Origin of the sequence: Streptomyces sp. NPDC007162, from assembly GCF_040634175.1 — a bacterium.
Taxonomy (GTDB): Bacteria; Actinomycetota; Actinomycetes; order Streptomycetales; family Streptomycetaceae; genus Streptomyces.
The window spans coordinates 1-15,625 of the sequence record NZ_JBEYFC010000186.1 but is presented as its reverse complement, the minus strand read 5'-3'; the positions used below and the strand labels follow the sequence as shown (position 1 = coordinate 15,625).

Sequence of the window (15,625 nt, the reverse complement as noted above, 5' to 3'; positions counted from 1 at the left end):
GCCGCCACCGCACGAGGACCCGCCGCCGCACGAGGACCCACCGCCGCACGAGGAGTGACCGCCCCCGCAGGAATGGCCCCCGTGACCTGAACACGGTGACGCCGCTGCAGTTTTGTGGGGACATTTCCTGGTACGCGCCGTTTCCGGCCGCCCTTCACGGTGGCTGAAACCCGCCGGTGCAACGGCTTTCCCTCCCCTCTCCTCCCTTGTCTCCGGACGGACCCCGGAAGACCTCCCGATCGCACCTTGAGTGGAATAGACTCAAGTTTGTGTACGTTGGCTGAGTCACTACCGGGATCAGCATGGGGACGTAGGAGGAGAACGCGAACGTGGACGCCGAGCTGACCAACAGGAGCCGGGACGCGATCAACGCGGCCAGCAGCCGGGCCGTGACCGAGGGGCACCCGGATCTCACCCCTGCCCACCTGCTGCTGGCTCTGCTCCAGGGGCAGGACAACGAGAACATCACCGACCTGCTCGCCGCGGTCGACGCCGACCAGGCCGCCGTACGGGCCGGAGCCGAGCGGGCCATCGCCGCGCTGCCCAGCGTGACCGGCTCCACGGTCGCGCCCCCGCAGCCCAACCGCGAACTGCTCGCGGTCATCGCCGACGCCGGCGAACGCGCCAAGGACCTCGGCGACGACTACCTCTCCACCGAGCACCTGCTCATCGGCATCGCCGCGAAGGGCGGCGCGGCCGGCGAGGTGCTCGACCGGCAGGGCGCCACCGCGAAGAAGCTGGCCGACGCCTTCCAGAAGGCGCGCGGCGGACGCCGGGTGACCACCGCCGACCCCGAGGGCCAGTACAAGGCCCTGGAGAAGTTCGGCACGGACTTCACGGCCGCCGCCCGGGACGGCAAGCTCGACCCGGTCATCGGCCGGGACACCGAGATCCGCCGGGTCGTACAGGTGCTGTCCCGCCGCACCAAGAACAACCCCGTGCTCATCGGCGAACCCGGCGTCGGCAAGACCGCCGTGGTCGAGGGGCTCGCGCAGCGGATCGTGAAGGGGGACGTGCCGGAGTCCCTCAAGGACAAGCGGCTGGTGGCGCTCGACCTCGGGGCCATGGTCGCCGGCGCCAAGTACCGCGGTGAGTTCGAGGAGCGGCTGAAGACCGTCCTCGCCGAGATCAAGGACTCCGACGGCCAGATCATCACCTTCATCGACGAGCTGCACACCGTCGTCGGCGCCGGCGCGGGCGGCGACTCCGCCATGGACGCCGGCAACATGCTCAAGCCGATGCTGGCCCGCGGCGAACTGCGCATGGTCGGCGCCACCACCCTCGACGAGTACCGCGAACGCATCGAGAAGGACCCGGCGCTGGAGCGCCGCTTCCAGCAGGTGCTGGTCGCCGAGCCGACCGTCGAGGACACCATCGCCATCCTCCGTGGCCTGAAGGGCCGGTACGAGGCCCACCACAAGGTGCAGATCGCGGACTCGGCGCTGGTCGCCGCCGCGACCCTGTCCGACCGCTACATCACCTCCCGCTTCCTCCCCGACAAGGCGATCGACCTCGTGGACGAGGCCGCCTCCCGGCTCCGCATGGAGATCGACTCGTCCCCCGTCGAGATCGACGAACTCCAGCGCTCCGTCGACCGGTTGAAGATGGAGGAGCTGGCGCTGGAGAAGGAGACCGACCCGGCCTCCGTGGAACGCCTGGAGAAGCTGCGCCGCGACCTCGCCGACAAGGAGGAGGACCTGCGCGGCCTCAACGCCCGCTGGGAGCGCGAGAAGCAGTCCCTGAACCGGGTCGGCGAGCTGAAGGAGAAGCTCGACGCGCTGCGCGGCACCGCCGAACGCGCCCAGCGCGACGGCGACTTCGACACCGCGTCCAAGCTGCTGTACGGCGAGATCCCGCAGCTGGAGAAGGAGCTGGAGGCCGCCTCCGAGGCCGAGGAGGAGACGGCCAAGGACACCATGGTCAAGGACGAGGTCGGTTCCGACGACATCGCCGACGTGGTCGCCGCCTGGACCGGCATCCCGGCCGGCCGCCTGCTGGAGGGCGAGACCCAGAAGCTGCTCCGCATGGAGGACGAACTGGGCCGCCGCCTGATCGGCCAGACCGAGGCCGTACGCGCGGTCTCCGACGCCGTCCGCCGCTCCCGCGCGGGCATCGCCGACCCCGACCGCCCCACCGGCTCCTTCCTCTTCCTCGGCCCGACCGGTGTCGGCAAGACGGAGCTGGCCAAGGCGCTCGCCGACTTCCTCTTCGACGACGAGCGGGCGATGGTCCGCATCGACATGTCCGAGTACGGCGAGAAGCACAGCGTGGCCCGGCTGGTCGGTGCCCCGCCCGGCTACGTCGGCTACGAGGAGGGCGGTCAGCTGACCGAGGCGGTCCGCCGCCGCCCGTACACCGTGGTCCTCCTGGACGAGGTGGAGAAGGCCCACCCCGAGGTCTTCGACATCCTCCTCCAGGTCCTCGACGACGGCCGCCTCACCGACGGGCAGGGCCGCACGGTCGACTTCCGCAACACCATCCTGGTGCTGACGTCGAACCTGGGCAGCCAGTACCTGGTGGACCCGGCGCTCAGCCCTCAGGAGAAGAAGGAGCAGGTCCTGGAGACGGTCCGGAGGTCCTTCAAGCCGGAGTTCCTGAACCGCCTGGACGACCTGGTGGTCTTCTCGGCCCTGGAGAAGGACGAGCTGGCCCGGATCGCCCGGCTCCAGATCGACCGGCTGGCACGGCGTCTCGCCGACCGCCGCCTCGCCCTGGAGGTCACGCCCGAGGCCCTGGCCTGGCTCGCCGAGGAGGGCAACGACCCGGCGTACGGCGCCCGCCCGCTGCGCCGCCTGGTCCAGACCGCCATCGGCGACCGCCTGGCCAAGGAGATCCTCTCCGGCGAGGTCAAGGACGGCGACACGATCCGCGTCGACGCCTTCGGAGAGGGCCTCCTGGTGGGCCCGACGACCACCGAAGGCGCGGCCGGAGAGGCCGGCCGGGGCACCGGAAAGACGCTCTGAGCTGAATTCCGCCAACGGGAGGTGAACCCGCCGGGGCGGGGGTTGCCTCCCCCCTCCCCGGATGGGGGAGGATGGCGGGATCCGTATGAAGGGAAAATCACGGTGAGCATCGACCCGTCCTCGATTCCGAACTTCGGGGGCCAGCCCGAGCCGCAGCCCCAAGGACCGGCGGGCCCCGTCGTCCCGGATCAGGATCTTGTGAAGCAGCTCCTCGACCAGATGGAGCTCAAGTACGTCGTCGACGACGAGGGCGACCTCGCGGCGCCGTGGGAGCAGTTCCGTACGTACTTCATGTTCCGCGGTGAGGACGAGCAGGCGGTCTTCTCGGTGCGGACGTTCTACGACCGGCCGCACAAGATCGACGAGAAGCCGCAGCTCCTGGAGTCCATCGACGACTGGAACCGGCGGACCCTGTGGCCCAAGGTCTACACCCACACCCACGACGACGGCACCGTCCGTCTCATCGGTGAGGCGCAGATGCTGATCGGCACCGGCGTCGACATCAACCACTTCGTCTCGTCCACGGTCAGCTGGGTGCGTGCCGCCATCGAGTTCGACAAGTGGCTCGTCGAGCAGCTCGGCCTGGAAGAGGACGTCAACGAGGCCGAGAAGCCGGAAGACGGCGACGAGTAAGCAGGAGACCTACAGCGGTGTGTGCGCGTACACGACGAGGTACGCGCCGTAGCCGAACGAGAGCCCGGCCAGGGTCGTGACCACCACCGTCGCGTGCCAGGGCCGGGCTCTCGCCGTGCGTACCAGCGCCCGTGCCAGGGGCAGCAGCAGCGGGAAGGCCGGGAGCAGGAAGCGCGGCTTCGACTCGAAGAAGCCCGAGCCGCCGAGCGTGATCAGGAGCAGGACGGCGGTGTAGGCGAGGAGGGGCAGCGGCGGGCGGTCCAGGGCCAGCAGGGCGTACAGGAGCACCGCCGCCGCCACGATCAGCAGGGCCATCGAGAAGACGAAGCGGTTGCCGTGCAGGAGCAGCTCGCGGGCGAAGCGCAGGGAGCCCCGGCCCAGGTCGAAGCGCGAGCCCCACAGACGCTGCACGTCGAAGTAGCCGCCCAGTGGGTCGCCGGTGCGGCCGCCCACCCACAGCACGTAGGCCGCCCATCCGACCGGGGCGAGCGCCGCGCCCGTCCACAGCCTGTGGGTGACCCGGCCGCGGCGGCGGTGGAGCTCGCAGCCGGCGGCGACGAGCACGGCCGCGGCGACCGCGAAGCCGTTGGGCCGGGACAGACCGGCGAGGGCGGCCAGCGCGCCCGCCCACAGCCAGTTGCCGGCCAGGACCGCGTACAGGGACCAGGCGGCGAACGCGGTCAGCACCGGCTCCGTGTACGCCATCGACAGCACCACGGAGTGCGGGAGCAGGGCCCACAGCAGGACCAGCGTGGTGCCCACCGCGCGGCCGTGCAGCCGGGTGCCCACCGCGTAGACGCCGGCCGCGGCGACGGCCGCCGCGGTCCAGGAGACCAGCAGCGCGGCCCCCGCCCCGCTGAGCGGGGTGAGCGCCGTGAGGGTGCGGATCAGCGCCGGGTAGAGCGGGAAGAACGCCAGGTCGCTGTGGACGACGCCGGGCCCGAAGTGCAGGGTGCGGCCGTAGCCGTGGGCGGCGATGCCCAGGTACCAGGCCGAGTCCCAGGACCGGCCGAGGAGGGTCAGCGGATGTCCGCCGGCCGCCCACGCCACCAGCGCGAGCACGGCCATACCGGTGAGCCGGACCGCCGCGAACAGTCCCACGGCGACCCCGCCGGCCGTGACGAGGGACAGCCGGGTGCCGGGCCGCTGGGCGACGGGTGGGGCGAGGGCGGTGCTGACGTGGCTCACATTCGCACCCTGCCGGGGGATCGCGGTGATGTGCGAGAAATGTGCGCCCGATGGGGTAGCGGCCCCCCTTCCGGACGGCTGCTAGCGTCCGGGTGCGTGGACCAGGGCGTGGACCAGGGCGTGGACCAGGGCGGGGACCAGGGCGGGGACGAGGGTGTGGACGACAGAGTGAACGACAGCGCGGACGACGGCGTGTACGTGGGCAACGCGGGCAAGGACGCGGCACTGGACCGGGGGTGGCTCCTCGGCCATTTCAAGGACCCGGGCGATCCGCGGCACAGCGAGGCCGTGGAGATCAAATGGGGGGTGCACCCCCGCGGCGAGGAGCGGGCGCGGTGGGTGGAGGGCGAGGAGCGCACCGCCCTCCTGGTGCTCGTCAGCGGCCGCTTCCGCGTCGAGCTCCCCGGCCGCAGCGTGGTGCTGGCGGAGCAGGGCGACTACGTCGTGTGGGGGCGGGGGACGGACCACTCCTGGTACGCGGAGGAGGACTCGGTGCTCCTGACGGTCCGGTGGCCGTCCGTACCGGGCTACGCGGTCCCGGACGCCACCGCGTAGCTCAGCCGGGTGCCTGAGGTCGGTGGAGCGGCAGTCGCTCCACCGGGTCGTGCAGTTCCGCGGCAGCAGTCGCGCCGACCGGTGGATCGCCGCGGTTCACCGGTCAGCTCTCGTAGTGGTAGCGGCACTGTGCGATCAGGACGGCGTCCTCGGTGGCCTTGTAGATCAGTCTGTGCTCGTCGTTGATGCGGCGCGACCAGTAGCCCTGGAATCCGTGCTTGAGCGGTTCCGGTTTACCGATCCCCTCGTTGCCGTTCCGGGCGATGTCCGCGATGAGCGTGTTGATGCGCTTCAGGATCTTCCGGTCCTGTGACTGCCACCCCAGGTAGTCCTCCCAGGCACGGGAGGAGAAGGTGATCTTCAACTCGGGGCCCTCATTCGTCGGTCGCCAGCTCGCGTACGGTGCCGCCGCCGTTCTCCAGCTCGTCGATGGAGGCGAGCAGGCGCCGGGCGTTCGCCGGGCTTCGCAGCAGGTACGCGGTCTCCTTCAGGGACTCGTAGTCCTCAAGGGAGACGATGACGACCGGCTCGTGTCCGGCCCGGGTGATGACGACCTCCTCGCGGTCGTCGGTGACGGAGTTGAGCACCTCGGCGTACCGCGCTCGGGACTCGGAATACGTCATGGTCTTCACGATCAGCCCTCCTTCGGCGTACAAGAAATTGTACGTCTCGCTCTGTGGTGCGACAAGCGCATCGACGTCACCGGCAACGGCAGGTGCGCCGAGAAGGGACCTGGGGTCGCCGACGCGGTGGCCGTCGCGAAGACGAGCAGGATCTCGTCGTACCGGCGCCCCAGAGAAACCTGTGGCCGCTGTTATCCTCAACTCGCCGCATGCGGGGGGAAGTTCGGGGCGGATATGTCGCGGCAGCATCGACACACGCCTTTTCGACCGTCGGCCTCCGTCATGCCTCTTTCCGCCGGAAGCCCCCAGGAGGCGACGATGGCTCGTCGTACCACCGCCCGCGGCATCGTCGCCGCGCTGGCAGTCCTCACCGTTGTCGCCGGTCCCGGTCCGCTCGTCGGCACGGCCGATGCGGGCGACGGCACCGGAAGCACCGCGCTCGCGACCGAGAAGGTCTTCCAGTCCGACCGTTACCGGCCCCGCGCCGACGGCACACGTCCTGGACCGCGGTGACCTCACCTCCCCCGGGACGACGGTGACGCTGCCCGGCACCGAGGGCACCCCGTCGGTCGGTATCACCGGGGGCTGGCTGGTGGTGGCCCGTACCGTGCCGTCGGACCCCTCCAATCTGGCCGACGAGTCCGGCGAGCAGCTCATGGCCGTCCCCGTCACGGGCGGCGCCCCGGTCACGCTGCTCCGGCACGCCAACAGCTCCGTCGTACCCGCCCCCGACGGCAGCCTGCTGGTCGTCGGCGGCACCGACGCCGGGCACTGGGCGGTACGCCGGGTCACCGGCACGGGCGCGGACACCCCGGTACCGACCGGACTGACCGCCGTACCGCCGATGGCGGCGAAGATCACGCGGCTGTCGCTGGAGAACGGCACCCTGGCCACCGACGAGGCCGACACCAGCTTCATGGGTGCGTACTACACCCGGCCGGTCGCCGCGGACGGTACACCCGGCACCCGGACCTGGCGGAAATGGGACGGCCTCGGTTCGGGGCCGTACGCCACCGGGGACGGCCGCGCGGTGACGTTCACCGCCGACGCCGACCCGGTCGGCTCGTACGTCCAGTCCGTCGACAGCGACGACCAGGCCGGCTTCTTCTACCTGCCCTCGGCCTCCGGTACCTTCCTCGACGTCACCGGCCGCTACGCGGTCGTCAACGGTTCCTCCCCCAGCAGACAGTACGTCGGCGACCTCGGTGTCCAGACCGACCTGCAGCCCGTCCTCACCCGCTCCGTCACAGCCGCCTCCGTCTGGGGGACCGGCCTGTGGACGCCGGGTTCCGGCAACGGTGTCGTCACCGCCAGGAACCTGAAGACCGGCGCGATCGACGCCACCGTCAGCACCGGCGCGCCGTGCGTCCCCAAGGAGCTCCAGGTGGTGAGCCGCTGGATCTACTGGTCCTGCGGGACGGGCGGGACGGCCGGCGTCTGGGACCGTACGGCGAAGAAGAACATCCCCGTCCCCTCCGGCCAGGTCCAACTCGGCGACGGATACCTCGTCCGGCAGGACACGACGGCCGGGACGCTCCTCCTCACCGACTTCGCCGACGGCACCGCGGCCACCCGTGAGATAGCCGACCTCCCGGCAGCCACCTCCGGCGGGCGCGGGACGACCTGGACCGTGGACAAGTTCGGCGGGCCCGTCGTACACGTCGGGCATCGCTCCACGGTCTACGACATCTGAGCACTCCTGACATCGGCAGGCGCCAGGCCGACCGGAGTGAGAGGGGAGACCGTGCCGCAGGAAGGCGACGTGCGGTTCAGGTCCACGGAGGAGCCCAGACCGTACGGCTGTTACGCGGCCAGCGACTTGAGCCTGGATGCCGCCTCCTCCAGCACACTTGTCCGCTTGCAGAAAGCAAATCGAACAAAGGGCGCGCCTTGCTCGCGGTGGTCGTAGAAGACCGCGTTGGGGATCGCGACCACCCCGCAGCGCTCCGGCAGTGCACGGCAGAAGGTGAAACCGTCGCTCTCACCGAGCGGCCGGATGTCGGTGGTGATGAAGTACGTACCGGCCGGGCGGAAGACCTTGAAGCCCGCCCGCTCCAAGCCGCCCGCGAGCAGGTCCCGCTTGGCCTGCATGTCCGCGCGGAAGTCCGCGAAGTACGAGTCGGGCAGGCCCAGGGCCTCGGCCACGGCGTACTGGAAGGGCCCGGAGGAGACGTACGTCAGGAACTGCTTGGCCGAGCGGACCGCCGCGACCAGCTCCGGCGTCGACGTCACCCAGCCGACCTTCCAGCCGGTGAAGGAGAAGGTCTTGCCGGCCGACCCGATGGTGACCGTGCGTCCGCGCATGCCGGGGAGGGTGGCGAGGGGGATGTGTTCCGCCTCGTCGTAGACCAGGTGCTCGTACACCTCGTCCGTGACCACCAGCAGGTCCCGCTCCACCGCCAGTTCGGCGATCGCGGTCAGCTCGGCGCGGGTGAGGACCGTGCCGGTCGGGTTGTGCGGGGTGTTGACCAGCAGGAGCCGGGTGCGCGGGGTGACGGCGGCGCGCAGTTCGTCGAGGTCGAGGCGGAACGCGCCGCCGTCCGGGCGCAGCGTGACCGGCACCCGGGTGCCGCCGGCCATCGCGATGCAGGCCGCGTAGGAGTCGTAGTACGGCTCCAGGGCGACGACCTCGTCACCGGGCTCCACGAGGGCCAGCAGGGCGGCGGCGATCGCCTCCGTCGCGCCCGCCGTGACGAGCACCGCGGCGTCCGGGTCGTACGACAGCCCGTACCGGCGTTCCTGGTGCGCGGCGATCGCGGTGCGCAGCTCGGGGACGCCGGGGCCCGGCGGGTACTGGTTGCCGCGCCCCTCGCGCAGCGCGCGCACGGCGGCCTCCCTGACCTCCTCGGGGCCGTCGGTGTCCGGGAAGCCCTGCCCCAGGTTGATGGACCCGGTGCGCAGCGCCAGCGCGGACATCTCGGCGAAGATCGTGGTCCCGAACTCGGCGAGCCGGCGGTTCAGGAGCGGGCGTTCACTGGAGGTCATGCCGGTCATCCTGCGCCCAAGCTCTGGAGTTCCTCAACTCTGCTTTGGCCGGTGAGGCGGCCGGGCATCCCAGGTTCACGCCGCGCTCCCGCGGCGGCCGGGGCGCCCACGGGGGGTCGTCCCAAGGGGGAAGAAAGCAGGTGACGCCATGGGCACCGTAGTCATCGTGGTGATGGCCGCGATCGTCTGTCTGGCGATCGTCCGGTCGGCGATCCGCAGGGGCGGGTCGGGCAAGGGGTCGGCGGTCGGCGGGGGCGGGTCCTCCGCGTACGACGGCTCGCGCAGCTGGTGGGCGGGGGACAGCGGGTCGGGGGACAGCGGGTCGTCCTCGTCGTCGCACGGCGGGCACAGCGGTGGGCACAGCGGTGGGCACGGGGGCCATTCCTGCGGGGGCGGTCACTCCTCGTGCGGCGGTGGGTCCTCGTGCGGCGGCGGGTCCTCGTGCGGTGGCGGCTGCGGCGGAGGCAACTGACGGGGGAGCGGGAACAGGGAGGGAAACGGGGGACCGGGGCGTCCGGCGGGAGGGCGGGGGAGCTCTCCGCGGGCGCCCCTGCGCGCGCCGGGCGGAATACGGCGCACGACATGGCTGAACAGTTGAGCTGTGGAGCCCTCTGAGGGATGGAAACCCCACGAAGTTGGGTAAAAACGCTGTGGCAGCGCCACAGTTCATGATTCCCTCTAAATCACCAAAGCAGCGCCTCGGGCGTCCTGACGACACCCCTTCCCCGGCTGGGCCGGCCGGGCCGATCTCCCGGTGTCGACCGAGGTGCGCCGGACCACACTCCCCGTCTTTTGCGTGTTAGCGGAGCCGATCCATGCTCACGACCCTGAACACCTCCTACACCGATACGCGCGCGGCCGACCTCGCCTGGGCCCTGGGGCGTGAGCCGCTGCCCGCCCTGGCCACCCTCGACCTGGAACTGACGGGGGCGAAGCTGCAGCTGAGACTGCTCGGCGCGTCCCACCAGGTGCTCCTGGAGGAGCAGCGGGGCGGCTGTTCGGAGACGGTGGCGTGCATCCCGGGGTCCAGCACCCCCCTGCCGCTCGGGGTCGCCAAGCGCATCGGCGACTGGGAGTACGAGTTCGCGGCCCGCGTCGAGGTGCTGTCACCCGGCTCCTTCGCCGGGCGCGCCCAGGAACTGCTCGCCCTCGTCTCCGAGCACCCGCACGGCCTCGCCGGGGTCTTCCCGGGCAGCCCGCACGCCTTCACCGCGATGCTGGCCCAGCGGTACGAGGGGCAGGTGCACTGGCGGACCTGGCACGCCTACCCGCAGGACGGCCAGCTGGTGGCGACCCGGACCAGGGTCGGCGTCCGGGCTCCGGTGCCGCAGTCCATCGGTCGATGACATAAACCAACTGCGCGTCAAAGAACGATAGTTCCACACGTGTGGGTGACGAAGCGTACTGAGCGAGTGACGTAACGTCGCAGAGTGATCGAACCGCACGCACCCGCCCCTCCCGGCGCACCGCCGCCCTGGGGCACCCCTGCGCCGCTGCCCGTGCGGCCGGGGACGGGCCGCCTGCTGGTGCTGGCGTGCGTCTTCGTCTGCGCGGCCTGCGGGCTGGTGTACGAACTCGAACTCGTCGCCCTCGCCTCCTACTTGATCGGCGACTCGGTCACCCAGGCCTCCGTCGTGCTGTCCGTCATGGTCTTCGCGATGGGGATCGGCTCGCTCGGCGCGAAGCGGCTGCGCTGGCACGCGGCGGCCGGGTTCGCCGCGGTGGAGGCCGCGCTGGCGCTGGTCGGCGGGTGCAGCGCCATGGCGTTGTACGCCGTCTTCGCCTGGACCGGCGGCTGGGGCGGGCTGTGGGCCGCCGGACCGCGCTGCCTGCTGGTCGCCTTCTCCCTCGCCATCGGGCTGCTCATCGGCGCCGAGGTGCCGCTGCTGATGGAGCTCATCCAGCGGATCCGCCGGCAGGACGCGGGCGGCGCGGTGGCCGACCTGTTCGCGGCGGACTACGTCGGCGCGCTGGTCGGCGGCCTCGCCTTCCCGTTCCTGCTGCTGCCGGTGCTCGGCCAGTTGACGGGCACCCTGCTCACCGGCACGGTCAACGTGGTGGCCGGGGCCTCCCTGGTCCTCGGCCTGTTCCGCCGCGACCTGTCCCGGCGGGCCCGCTGGACCCTGGTCGTCGCCAACCTCACCGTCCTCGGTGTCCTCGCCTCCGCCGCCGTACTCGTCGACGACTTCGAACGGGCCGCACGGCACGCCGTCTACGGCGACGACGTCCGGGTCGCCCTCCAGACGGATGTCCAGGAGATCGTCCTCGCCGGGGGCACCCACGGACGGCCCCTCGACCTCTTCCTCGACGGCCGGCTCCGAGTCGGCGGCCGGGACGAACGCCGGTACCACGAAGCGCTCGTCCACCCGGCGATGAGCGGCCGGCACGCGCGCGTGCTGATCCTCGGCGGCGGCGACGGCATGGCCGCCCGTGAGGTGCTCCGCGAACCCGGCGTCCGGAGGGTCGACGTGGTGGAACTCGACGCCGGGCTGATCCGCCTGGCCCGCCAGGACCCCGCCCTCGCCGCGCTCAACGGCCACGTCTACGACGACCCCCGCGTCCACGTGTCCACCGCCGACGCCTTCCGCTGGCTGCGCGAGACACCGCGCTACGGCTACGACGTAGTCATCGCCGATCTGCCCGATCCCGGCATCACCGCCAGCGCCAAGCTGTACTCCGAGGAGTTCTACGGCCTGGCCCGCCGCGTCCTCGCCCCCGGCGGACGGCTGGTCGTGCACGCCGGTCCGGTGCAGGCGCGCCCCCGCACCTTCTGGACGGTCGCCGCCACCATGCGGGCCGCGGGCCTCGCCCCGGCCCCCTACCGCGTCCTCGGCCACGACGCCGGCTTCACCCCGGGCCCCGACCGCTCCGCCGGCGAGTCCAGGGCCCCGCACGACTGGGGTTTCCTCCTGGCCACGACCGACGGCCGGGAACCCGCCCTACGGCTGCCCCCCGACGCCCCCCCACTACGAACCCTGACCCGACGCTCCCTGACCCACGCCGCCCTACGAACCCCGACGACAGCCTTCCCGGCTTCCACACTGGTGGATCCACGGTATTGAGCGACGGGGTGCTGGGCCCGGTGTGCTGGGGTGGGCGGTGGTGGCGCCCGAGTGCTGGATGCGTGGTCCGTGGGAGGGTTCCGTCAACGTGGCGTCGGCTGCCCCGGCAGCGCGCCGTGCGTCGGGGAGGGTACGGGGGGCCGACTCCTGGGTACGCTCAGACGCCATGGAGCACCAGGTGTACGTACCGGCCCCGAGCGCCCGGCTCAGGGAGGCGCTGGCCGACCCCGCGCGGGTCGCCCGGGCGGTCCCCGGCCTCCAGCAGGACGCGGGCGCCGCCCCCGGCACCGGCCGCCTCAAGGTCCGCTTCGGCGGCCACTCGATCACCTACCGGGGTGCCCTGCGCGTCACCCCCCACGACGACGGTTCCTACGCGGTCGACGGCGACGCCACCGAGGCGCGCGGCACCGGCACGGTGAAGCTGGCGCTCACCCTGCGCCTCGCGGACGCGGAGCAGGGCTGCGAGGTCACGGTGACCGGCACCGCCTCCGCCGGCGGCCGGGCCGCGGAACTGCCCGCGGAGGCGGTGGAGTCGGCGGCGACGAGGCTGCTGAGCCGCTTCGTGGAGGGGCTGGGGGAGGCCGGACCCGAAGCCCCGGCCGGACCGGCGCCGTCCGTCTTCGAGACGGAGGTCCCGCCCCCGTCCCTGGCTCCCGAAGCCCCAGAACCGGGGGAGCCGGTGGAGGTGCCCATCGAGGAACCTCTCCCCGAGATCTTCGCCGAGGCGGCCCACGCCCGCCGGACGATGATCGGCCGCAGCGCGGAGGAGGTCGACCACGCACCCCCCAGAGGGCGGTACGCGCCGGTCCCGGCCCCGCAGACGGTGGCGGCGAACTCGGCACTGCGCTGGGCGGCCCCGGCGGCGGCACTGGCGCTGGCCTCGGCGATCGTGGTGACGAGGGCACTGCGCAGACGCCGGTGAGCCACGTCGTCCCGAAAGGGGCGCAGCCCCACTCACCCGCAGCCGAAACGCGGCCCCCGTCCCCCAGTAGTGTCATCCCGTGAGTAACGAAGACATCACGCTGACCGCAGGCGACGCGGAAGTCCGCCTCCACCCCCGCAACGGCGGCCGCATCGCCGGCCTCAGGATCGGCTCCCTGGAGCTCCTCCGCCAAGGCGACCGCTTCGGCTGCTTCCCGATGGTCCCCTGGTGCGGCCGGATCCGGGACGGCCGCTTCCTCGACGGCGCCACCCCCGTCCAGATGCCCCTCAACTCCCCGCCCCACGCCATCCACGGCACCGCCCGCGACGGCGCCTGGCGCACCGCGCGCGTCTCGGCGGACGAGGCCGTGATCACGTACGAACTCGTCGCCCCCTGGCCGCACCCCGCCCGCGTCACCCACGCCGTGCAGCTCACCGAGGACTCGCTGACGCTGACGATGGGCGTCGAGACGTACGACAACTCCTTCCCGGCGCAGATCGGCTGGCATCCCTGGTTCAACCGGAACCTCGGCGGCCAGGACGCCCAGGTCGACTTCGCCCCCGCCTGGCAGGAGGAGCGCGGCGACGACCACCTGCCCACCGGCAACCGCATCGACCCGAAGCCCGGCCCCTGGGACGACTGCTTCGGCATGCCCGACGGCGTCGACGTCACCCTCACCTGGCCGGGGCAGCTGGCGCTGAAGGTCGCCTCCCGGGAGCAGTGGGTCGTCGTCTACGACGAGCAGGAGGCCGCCGTGTGCGTGGAACCGCAGACCGGCCCGCCGAACGGGTTGAACACCCAGCCGCGCCTGGTCACCCCGCTGGAGCCGCTGGAAGCCACGACCACCTGGAGCTGGACGCGCCTCTAAGCTGTTCGGCATGACGGATGTACGTGCTGAGCTGCTGGAACAGATCAAGAACAAGGCCGTGGTGCACGGCAGGGTGACCCTGTCGTCGGGCCTGGAGGCGGACTACTACGTCGACCTGCGCCGCGTCACCCTCGACGGCGAGGCCGCCCCGCTGGTCGGCCAGGTGCTGCTGGACCTGACCGCGGACCTGGAGTTCGACGCCGTCGGCGGTCTGACCATGGGCGCCGACCCGGTCGCCGCGAGCATGCTGCACGCGGCGGCGGCCCGCGGCCGCAGGCTCGACGCCTTCGTCGTACGCAAGGCGGCGAAGGCGCACGGCATGCAGCGCAGGGTGGAGGGGCCGGACATCAAGGGGCGGCGGGTGCTGGTCGTCGAGGACACCTCCACCACCGGCGGCTCCCCGCTCACCGCCGTGGAGGCCGTGCGGGAGGCCGGCGCCGAGGTCGTCGCCGTGGCCACCATCGTCGACCGCGCCACCGGCGCCGACGAGAAGATCCGCGCGGGCGCGGGCGTGCCGTACCTCTTCGCCTTCTCGAAGGACGAACTGGGACTGGACTGACACGCCGGTTGACGAGTGGGATTGACCCGGATTTGACCGGCGCCGGGAGCATCGGTTCAGGTCTGGAAAGATGGGGCCGACGATGACGTCGCCCCCACACAGGTCTAGGTCAGGGCCGTAGAGAAACAGCATTACCCGACCCGCACACCCAAGGAGCGGACAGATGCCCATCGCAACCCCCGAGGTCTACAACGAGATGCTCGACCGGGCGAAGGCAGGCAAGTTCGCCTACCCGGCCATCAACGTCACCTCGACCCAGACCCTGCACGCGGCGCTGCGCGGCTTCGCGGAGGCGGAGAGCGACGGCATCGTCCAGATCTCGACCGGCGGCGCGGAGTTCCTGGGCGGCCAGTACAAGAAGGACATGGTCTCCGGCTCGGTCGCGCTCGCCGAGTTCGCGCACATCGTCGCCGAGAAGTACCCCGTCAACATCGCGCTGCACACCGACCACTGCCCGAAGGACAAGCTCGACGGGTACGTACGCCCGCTGCTCGCGATCTCCGAGGAGCGTGTGAAGAGCGGCCGCAACCCGCTCTTCCAGTCGCACATGTGGGACGGCTCGGCCGAGACCCTCGCCGACAACCTCGCGATCGCGCAGGAGCTGCTCGAGCAGGCCCGCCGCGCCAACATCATCCTCGAGGTCGAGATCACCCCGACCGGTGGCGAGGAGGACGGCGTCTCCCACGAGATCAACGACTCCCTGTACACCACGGTCGACGACGCGATCCGTACGGCCGAGGCGCTCGGTCTCGGCGAGAAGGGCCGCTACCTGCTCGCCGCCTCCTTCGGCAACGTGCACGGCGTCTACAAGCCGGGCAACGTCGTGCTCCGCCCCGACCTGCTCAAGGAGCTGAGCGACGGCGTGGCCGCGAAGTTCGGCAAGCAGTCGCCGTTCGACTTCGTCTTCCACGGCGGTTCCGGCTCCACCGAGCAGGAGATCCTGACCGCGCTGGAGAACGGCGTCGTGAAGATGAACCTCGACACCGACACCCAGTACGCCTTCACCCGCCCGGTCGCCGACCACATGTTCAAGAACTACGACGGCGTCCTGAAGGTCGACGGCGAGGTCGGCTCCAAGAAGACCTACGACCCGCGCACCTGGGGCAAGCTGGCCGAGGCGGGCATGGCCGCCCGGGTCGTCGAGGCCACGCAGAACCTGCGCTCCGCGGGCAACAAGATCAAGTAAAGCCGTAGCGCGCACATCACGGTCCGGACCCGGCGTCCGTCGGCATCTGCCGACTGCTGGCCGACCTCACCGAGCCGTGAC

Annotated in this window: 15 protein-coding genes; 11 read left to right on the top strand and 4 right to left on the bottom strand. The window is 71.6% G+C overall.

What is annotated here, in order from left to right; genetic code table 11:
* Positions 1-329: 329 nt before the first annotated feature.
* Both clpB and ABZ646_RS22370 read left to right on the top strand, forming a co-directional pair.
* Positions 330-2,963 (top strand): ATP-dependent chaperone ClpB, encoded by a 2,634-nt coding sequence (gene clpB, locus ABZ646_RS22375; RefSeq protein ID WP_360521549.1) that lies wholly within the window; start codon positions 330-332, stop codon positions 2,961-2,963.
* A 102-nt stretch (positions 2,964-3,065) separates the two neighbouring features.
* Positions 3,066-3,596: a YbjN domain-containing protein gene (locus ABZ646_RS22370; RefSeq protein ID WP_360521546.1), complete on the top strand. Its 531-nt coding sequence runs from the start codon at positions 3,066-3,068 to the stop codon at positions 3,594-3,596.
* 9 nt (positions 3,597-3,605) lie between these two features.
* On the opposite strand, the gene ABZ646_RS22365 is transcribed toward ABZ646_RS22370, so the two are convergent.
* Positions 3,606-4,784, bottom strand: coding sequence for a hypothetical protein (locus ABZ646_RS22365; protein ID WP_360521543.1), 1,179 nt, complete (start codon positions 4,782-4,784; stop codon positions 3,606-3,608).
* Positions 4,785-4,952: 168 nt separating this feature from the next.
* Between ABZ646_RS22365 and ABZ646_RS22360 the strand changes: the two genes are divergently transcribed.
* Positions 4,953-5,339: a signal peptidase I gene (locus ABZ646_RS22360; protein ID WP_360521552.1), complete on the top strand. Its 387-nt coding sequence runs from the start codon at positions 4,953-4,955 to the stop codon at positions 5,337-5,339.
* A gap of 103 nt (positions 5,340-5,442) precedes the next feature.
* On the opposite strand, the gene ABZ646_RS22355 is transcribed toward ABZ646_RS22360, so the two are convergent.
* Together ABZ646_RS22355 and ABZ646_RS22350 are read right to left on the bottom strand one after the other, a co-directional pair.
* On the bottom strand, positions 5,443-5,703 hold the full coding sequence (locus ABZ646_RS22355; RefSeq protein ID WP_360521540.1) for a Txe/YoeB family addiction module toxin: 261 nt from the start codon (positions 5,701-5,703) through the stop codon (positions 5,443-5,445).
* A gap of 10 nt (positions 5,704-5,713) precedes the next feature.
* On the bottom strand, positions 5,714-5,971 hold the full coding sequence (locus ABZ646_RS22350) for a type II toxin-antitoxin system prevent-host-death family antitoxin (protein ID WP_037676836.1): 258 nt from the start codon (positions 5,969-5,971) through the stop codon (positions 5,714-5,716).
* A gap of 309 nt (positions 5,972-6,280) precedes the next feature.
* Between ABZ646_RS22350 and ABZ646_RS22345 the strand changes: the two genes are divergently transcribed.
* Together ABZ646_RS22345 and ABZ646_RS22340 are read left to right on the top strand one after the other, a co-directional pair.
* Positions 6,281-6,475, top strand: coding sequence for a hypothetical protein (locus ABZ646_RS22345; RefSeq protein ID WP_360521536.1), 195 nt, complete (start codon positions 6,281-6,283; stop codon positions 6,473-6,475).
* A gap of 22 nt (positions 6,476-6,497) precedes the next feature.
* On the top strand, positions 6,498-7,655 hold the full coding sequence (locus ABZ646_RS22340) for a hypothetical protein (protein WP_360521533.1): 1,158 nt from the start codon (positions 6,498-6,500) through the stop codon (positions 7,653-7,655).
* A 110-nt stretch (positions 7,656-7,765) separates the two neighbouring features.
* On the opposite strand, the gene ABZ646_RS22335 is transcribed toward ABZ646_RS22340, so the two are convergent.
* Entirely contained in the window at positions 7,766-8,956 is a 1,191-nt protein-coding gene (locus ABZ646_RS22335) for a pyridoxal phosphate-dependent aminotransferase (protein ID WP_360521530.1), read from the bottom strand.
* Positions 8,957-9,762: 806 nt separating this feature from the next.
* On the opposite strand from ABZ646_RS22335, the gene ABZ646_RS22330 reads away from it, so the two are divergent.
* The 6 genes from ABZ646_RS22330 (at position 9,763) to fbaA (ending at position 15,544) form a co-directional block, all read left to right on the top strand.
* Positions 9,763-10,293, top strand: coding sequence for a DUF2617 family protein (locus tag ABZ646_RS22330; RefSeq protein ID WP_360521527.1), 531 nt, complete (start codon positions 9,763-9,765; stop codon positions 10,291-10,293).
* An 84-nt stretch (positions 10,294-10,377) separates the two neighbouring features.
* Positions 10,378-12,009 carry a polyamine aminopropyltransferase gene (locus tag ABZ646_RS22325; RefSeq protein ID WP_360521524.1) on the top strand — a complete coding sequence of 544 codons (1,632 nt, stop codon included), beginning with the start codon at positions 10,378-10,380 and terminating at the stop codon, positions 12,007-12,009.
* A gap of 166 nt (positions 12,010-12,175) precedes the next feature.
* Positions 12,176-12,931: an SRPBCC family protein gene (locus ABZ646_RS22320; protein ID WP_360521521.1), complete on the top strand. Its 756-nt coding sequence runs from the start codon at positions 12,176-12,178 to the stop codon at positions 12,929-12,931.
* A 79-nt stretch (positions 12,932-13,010) separates the two neighbouring features.
* Entirely contained in the window at positions 13,011-13,799 is a 789-nt protein-coding gene (locus ABZ646_RS22315) for an aldose 1-epimerase (RefSeq protein WP_360521518.1), read from the top strand.
* 10 nt (positions 13,800-13,809) lie between these two features.
* Positions 13,810-14,358, top strand: a complete 549-nt coding sequence (pyrE, locus tag ABZ646_RS22310; protein WP_360521515.1) for an orotate phosphoribosyltransferase — start codon at positions 13,810-13,812, stop codon at positions 14,356-14,358.
* Positions 14,359-14,521: 163 nt separating this feature from the next.
* A complete protein-coding gene (fbaA, locus tag ABZ646_RS22305; protein WP_360521512.1) occupies positions 14,522-15,544 on the top strand; it encodes a class II fructose-bisphosphate aldolase in 1,023 nt (340 codons plus the stop codon).
* The last annotated feature ends 81 nt before the right edge of the window (positions 15,545-15,625 follow it).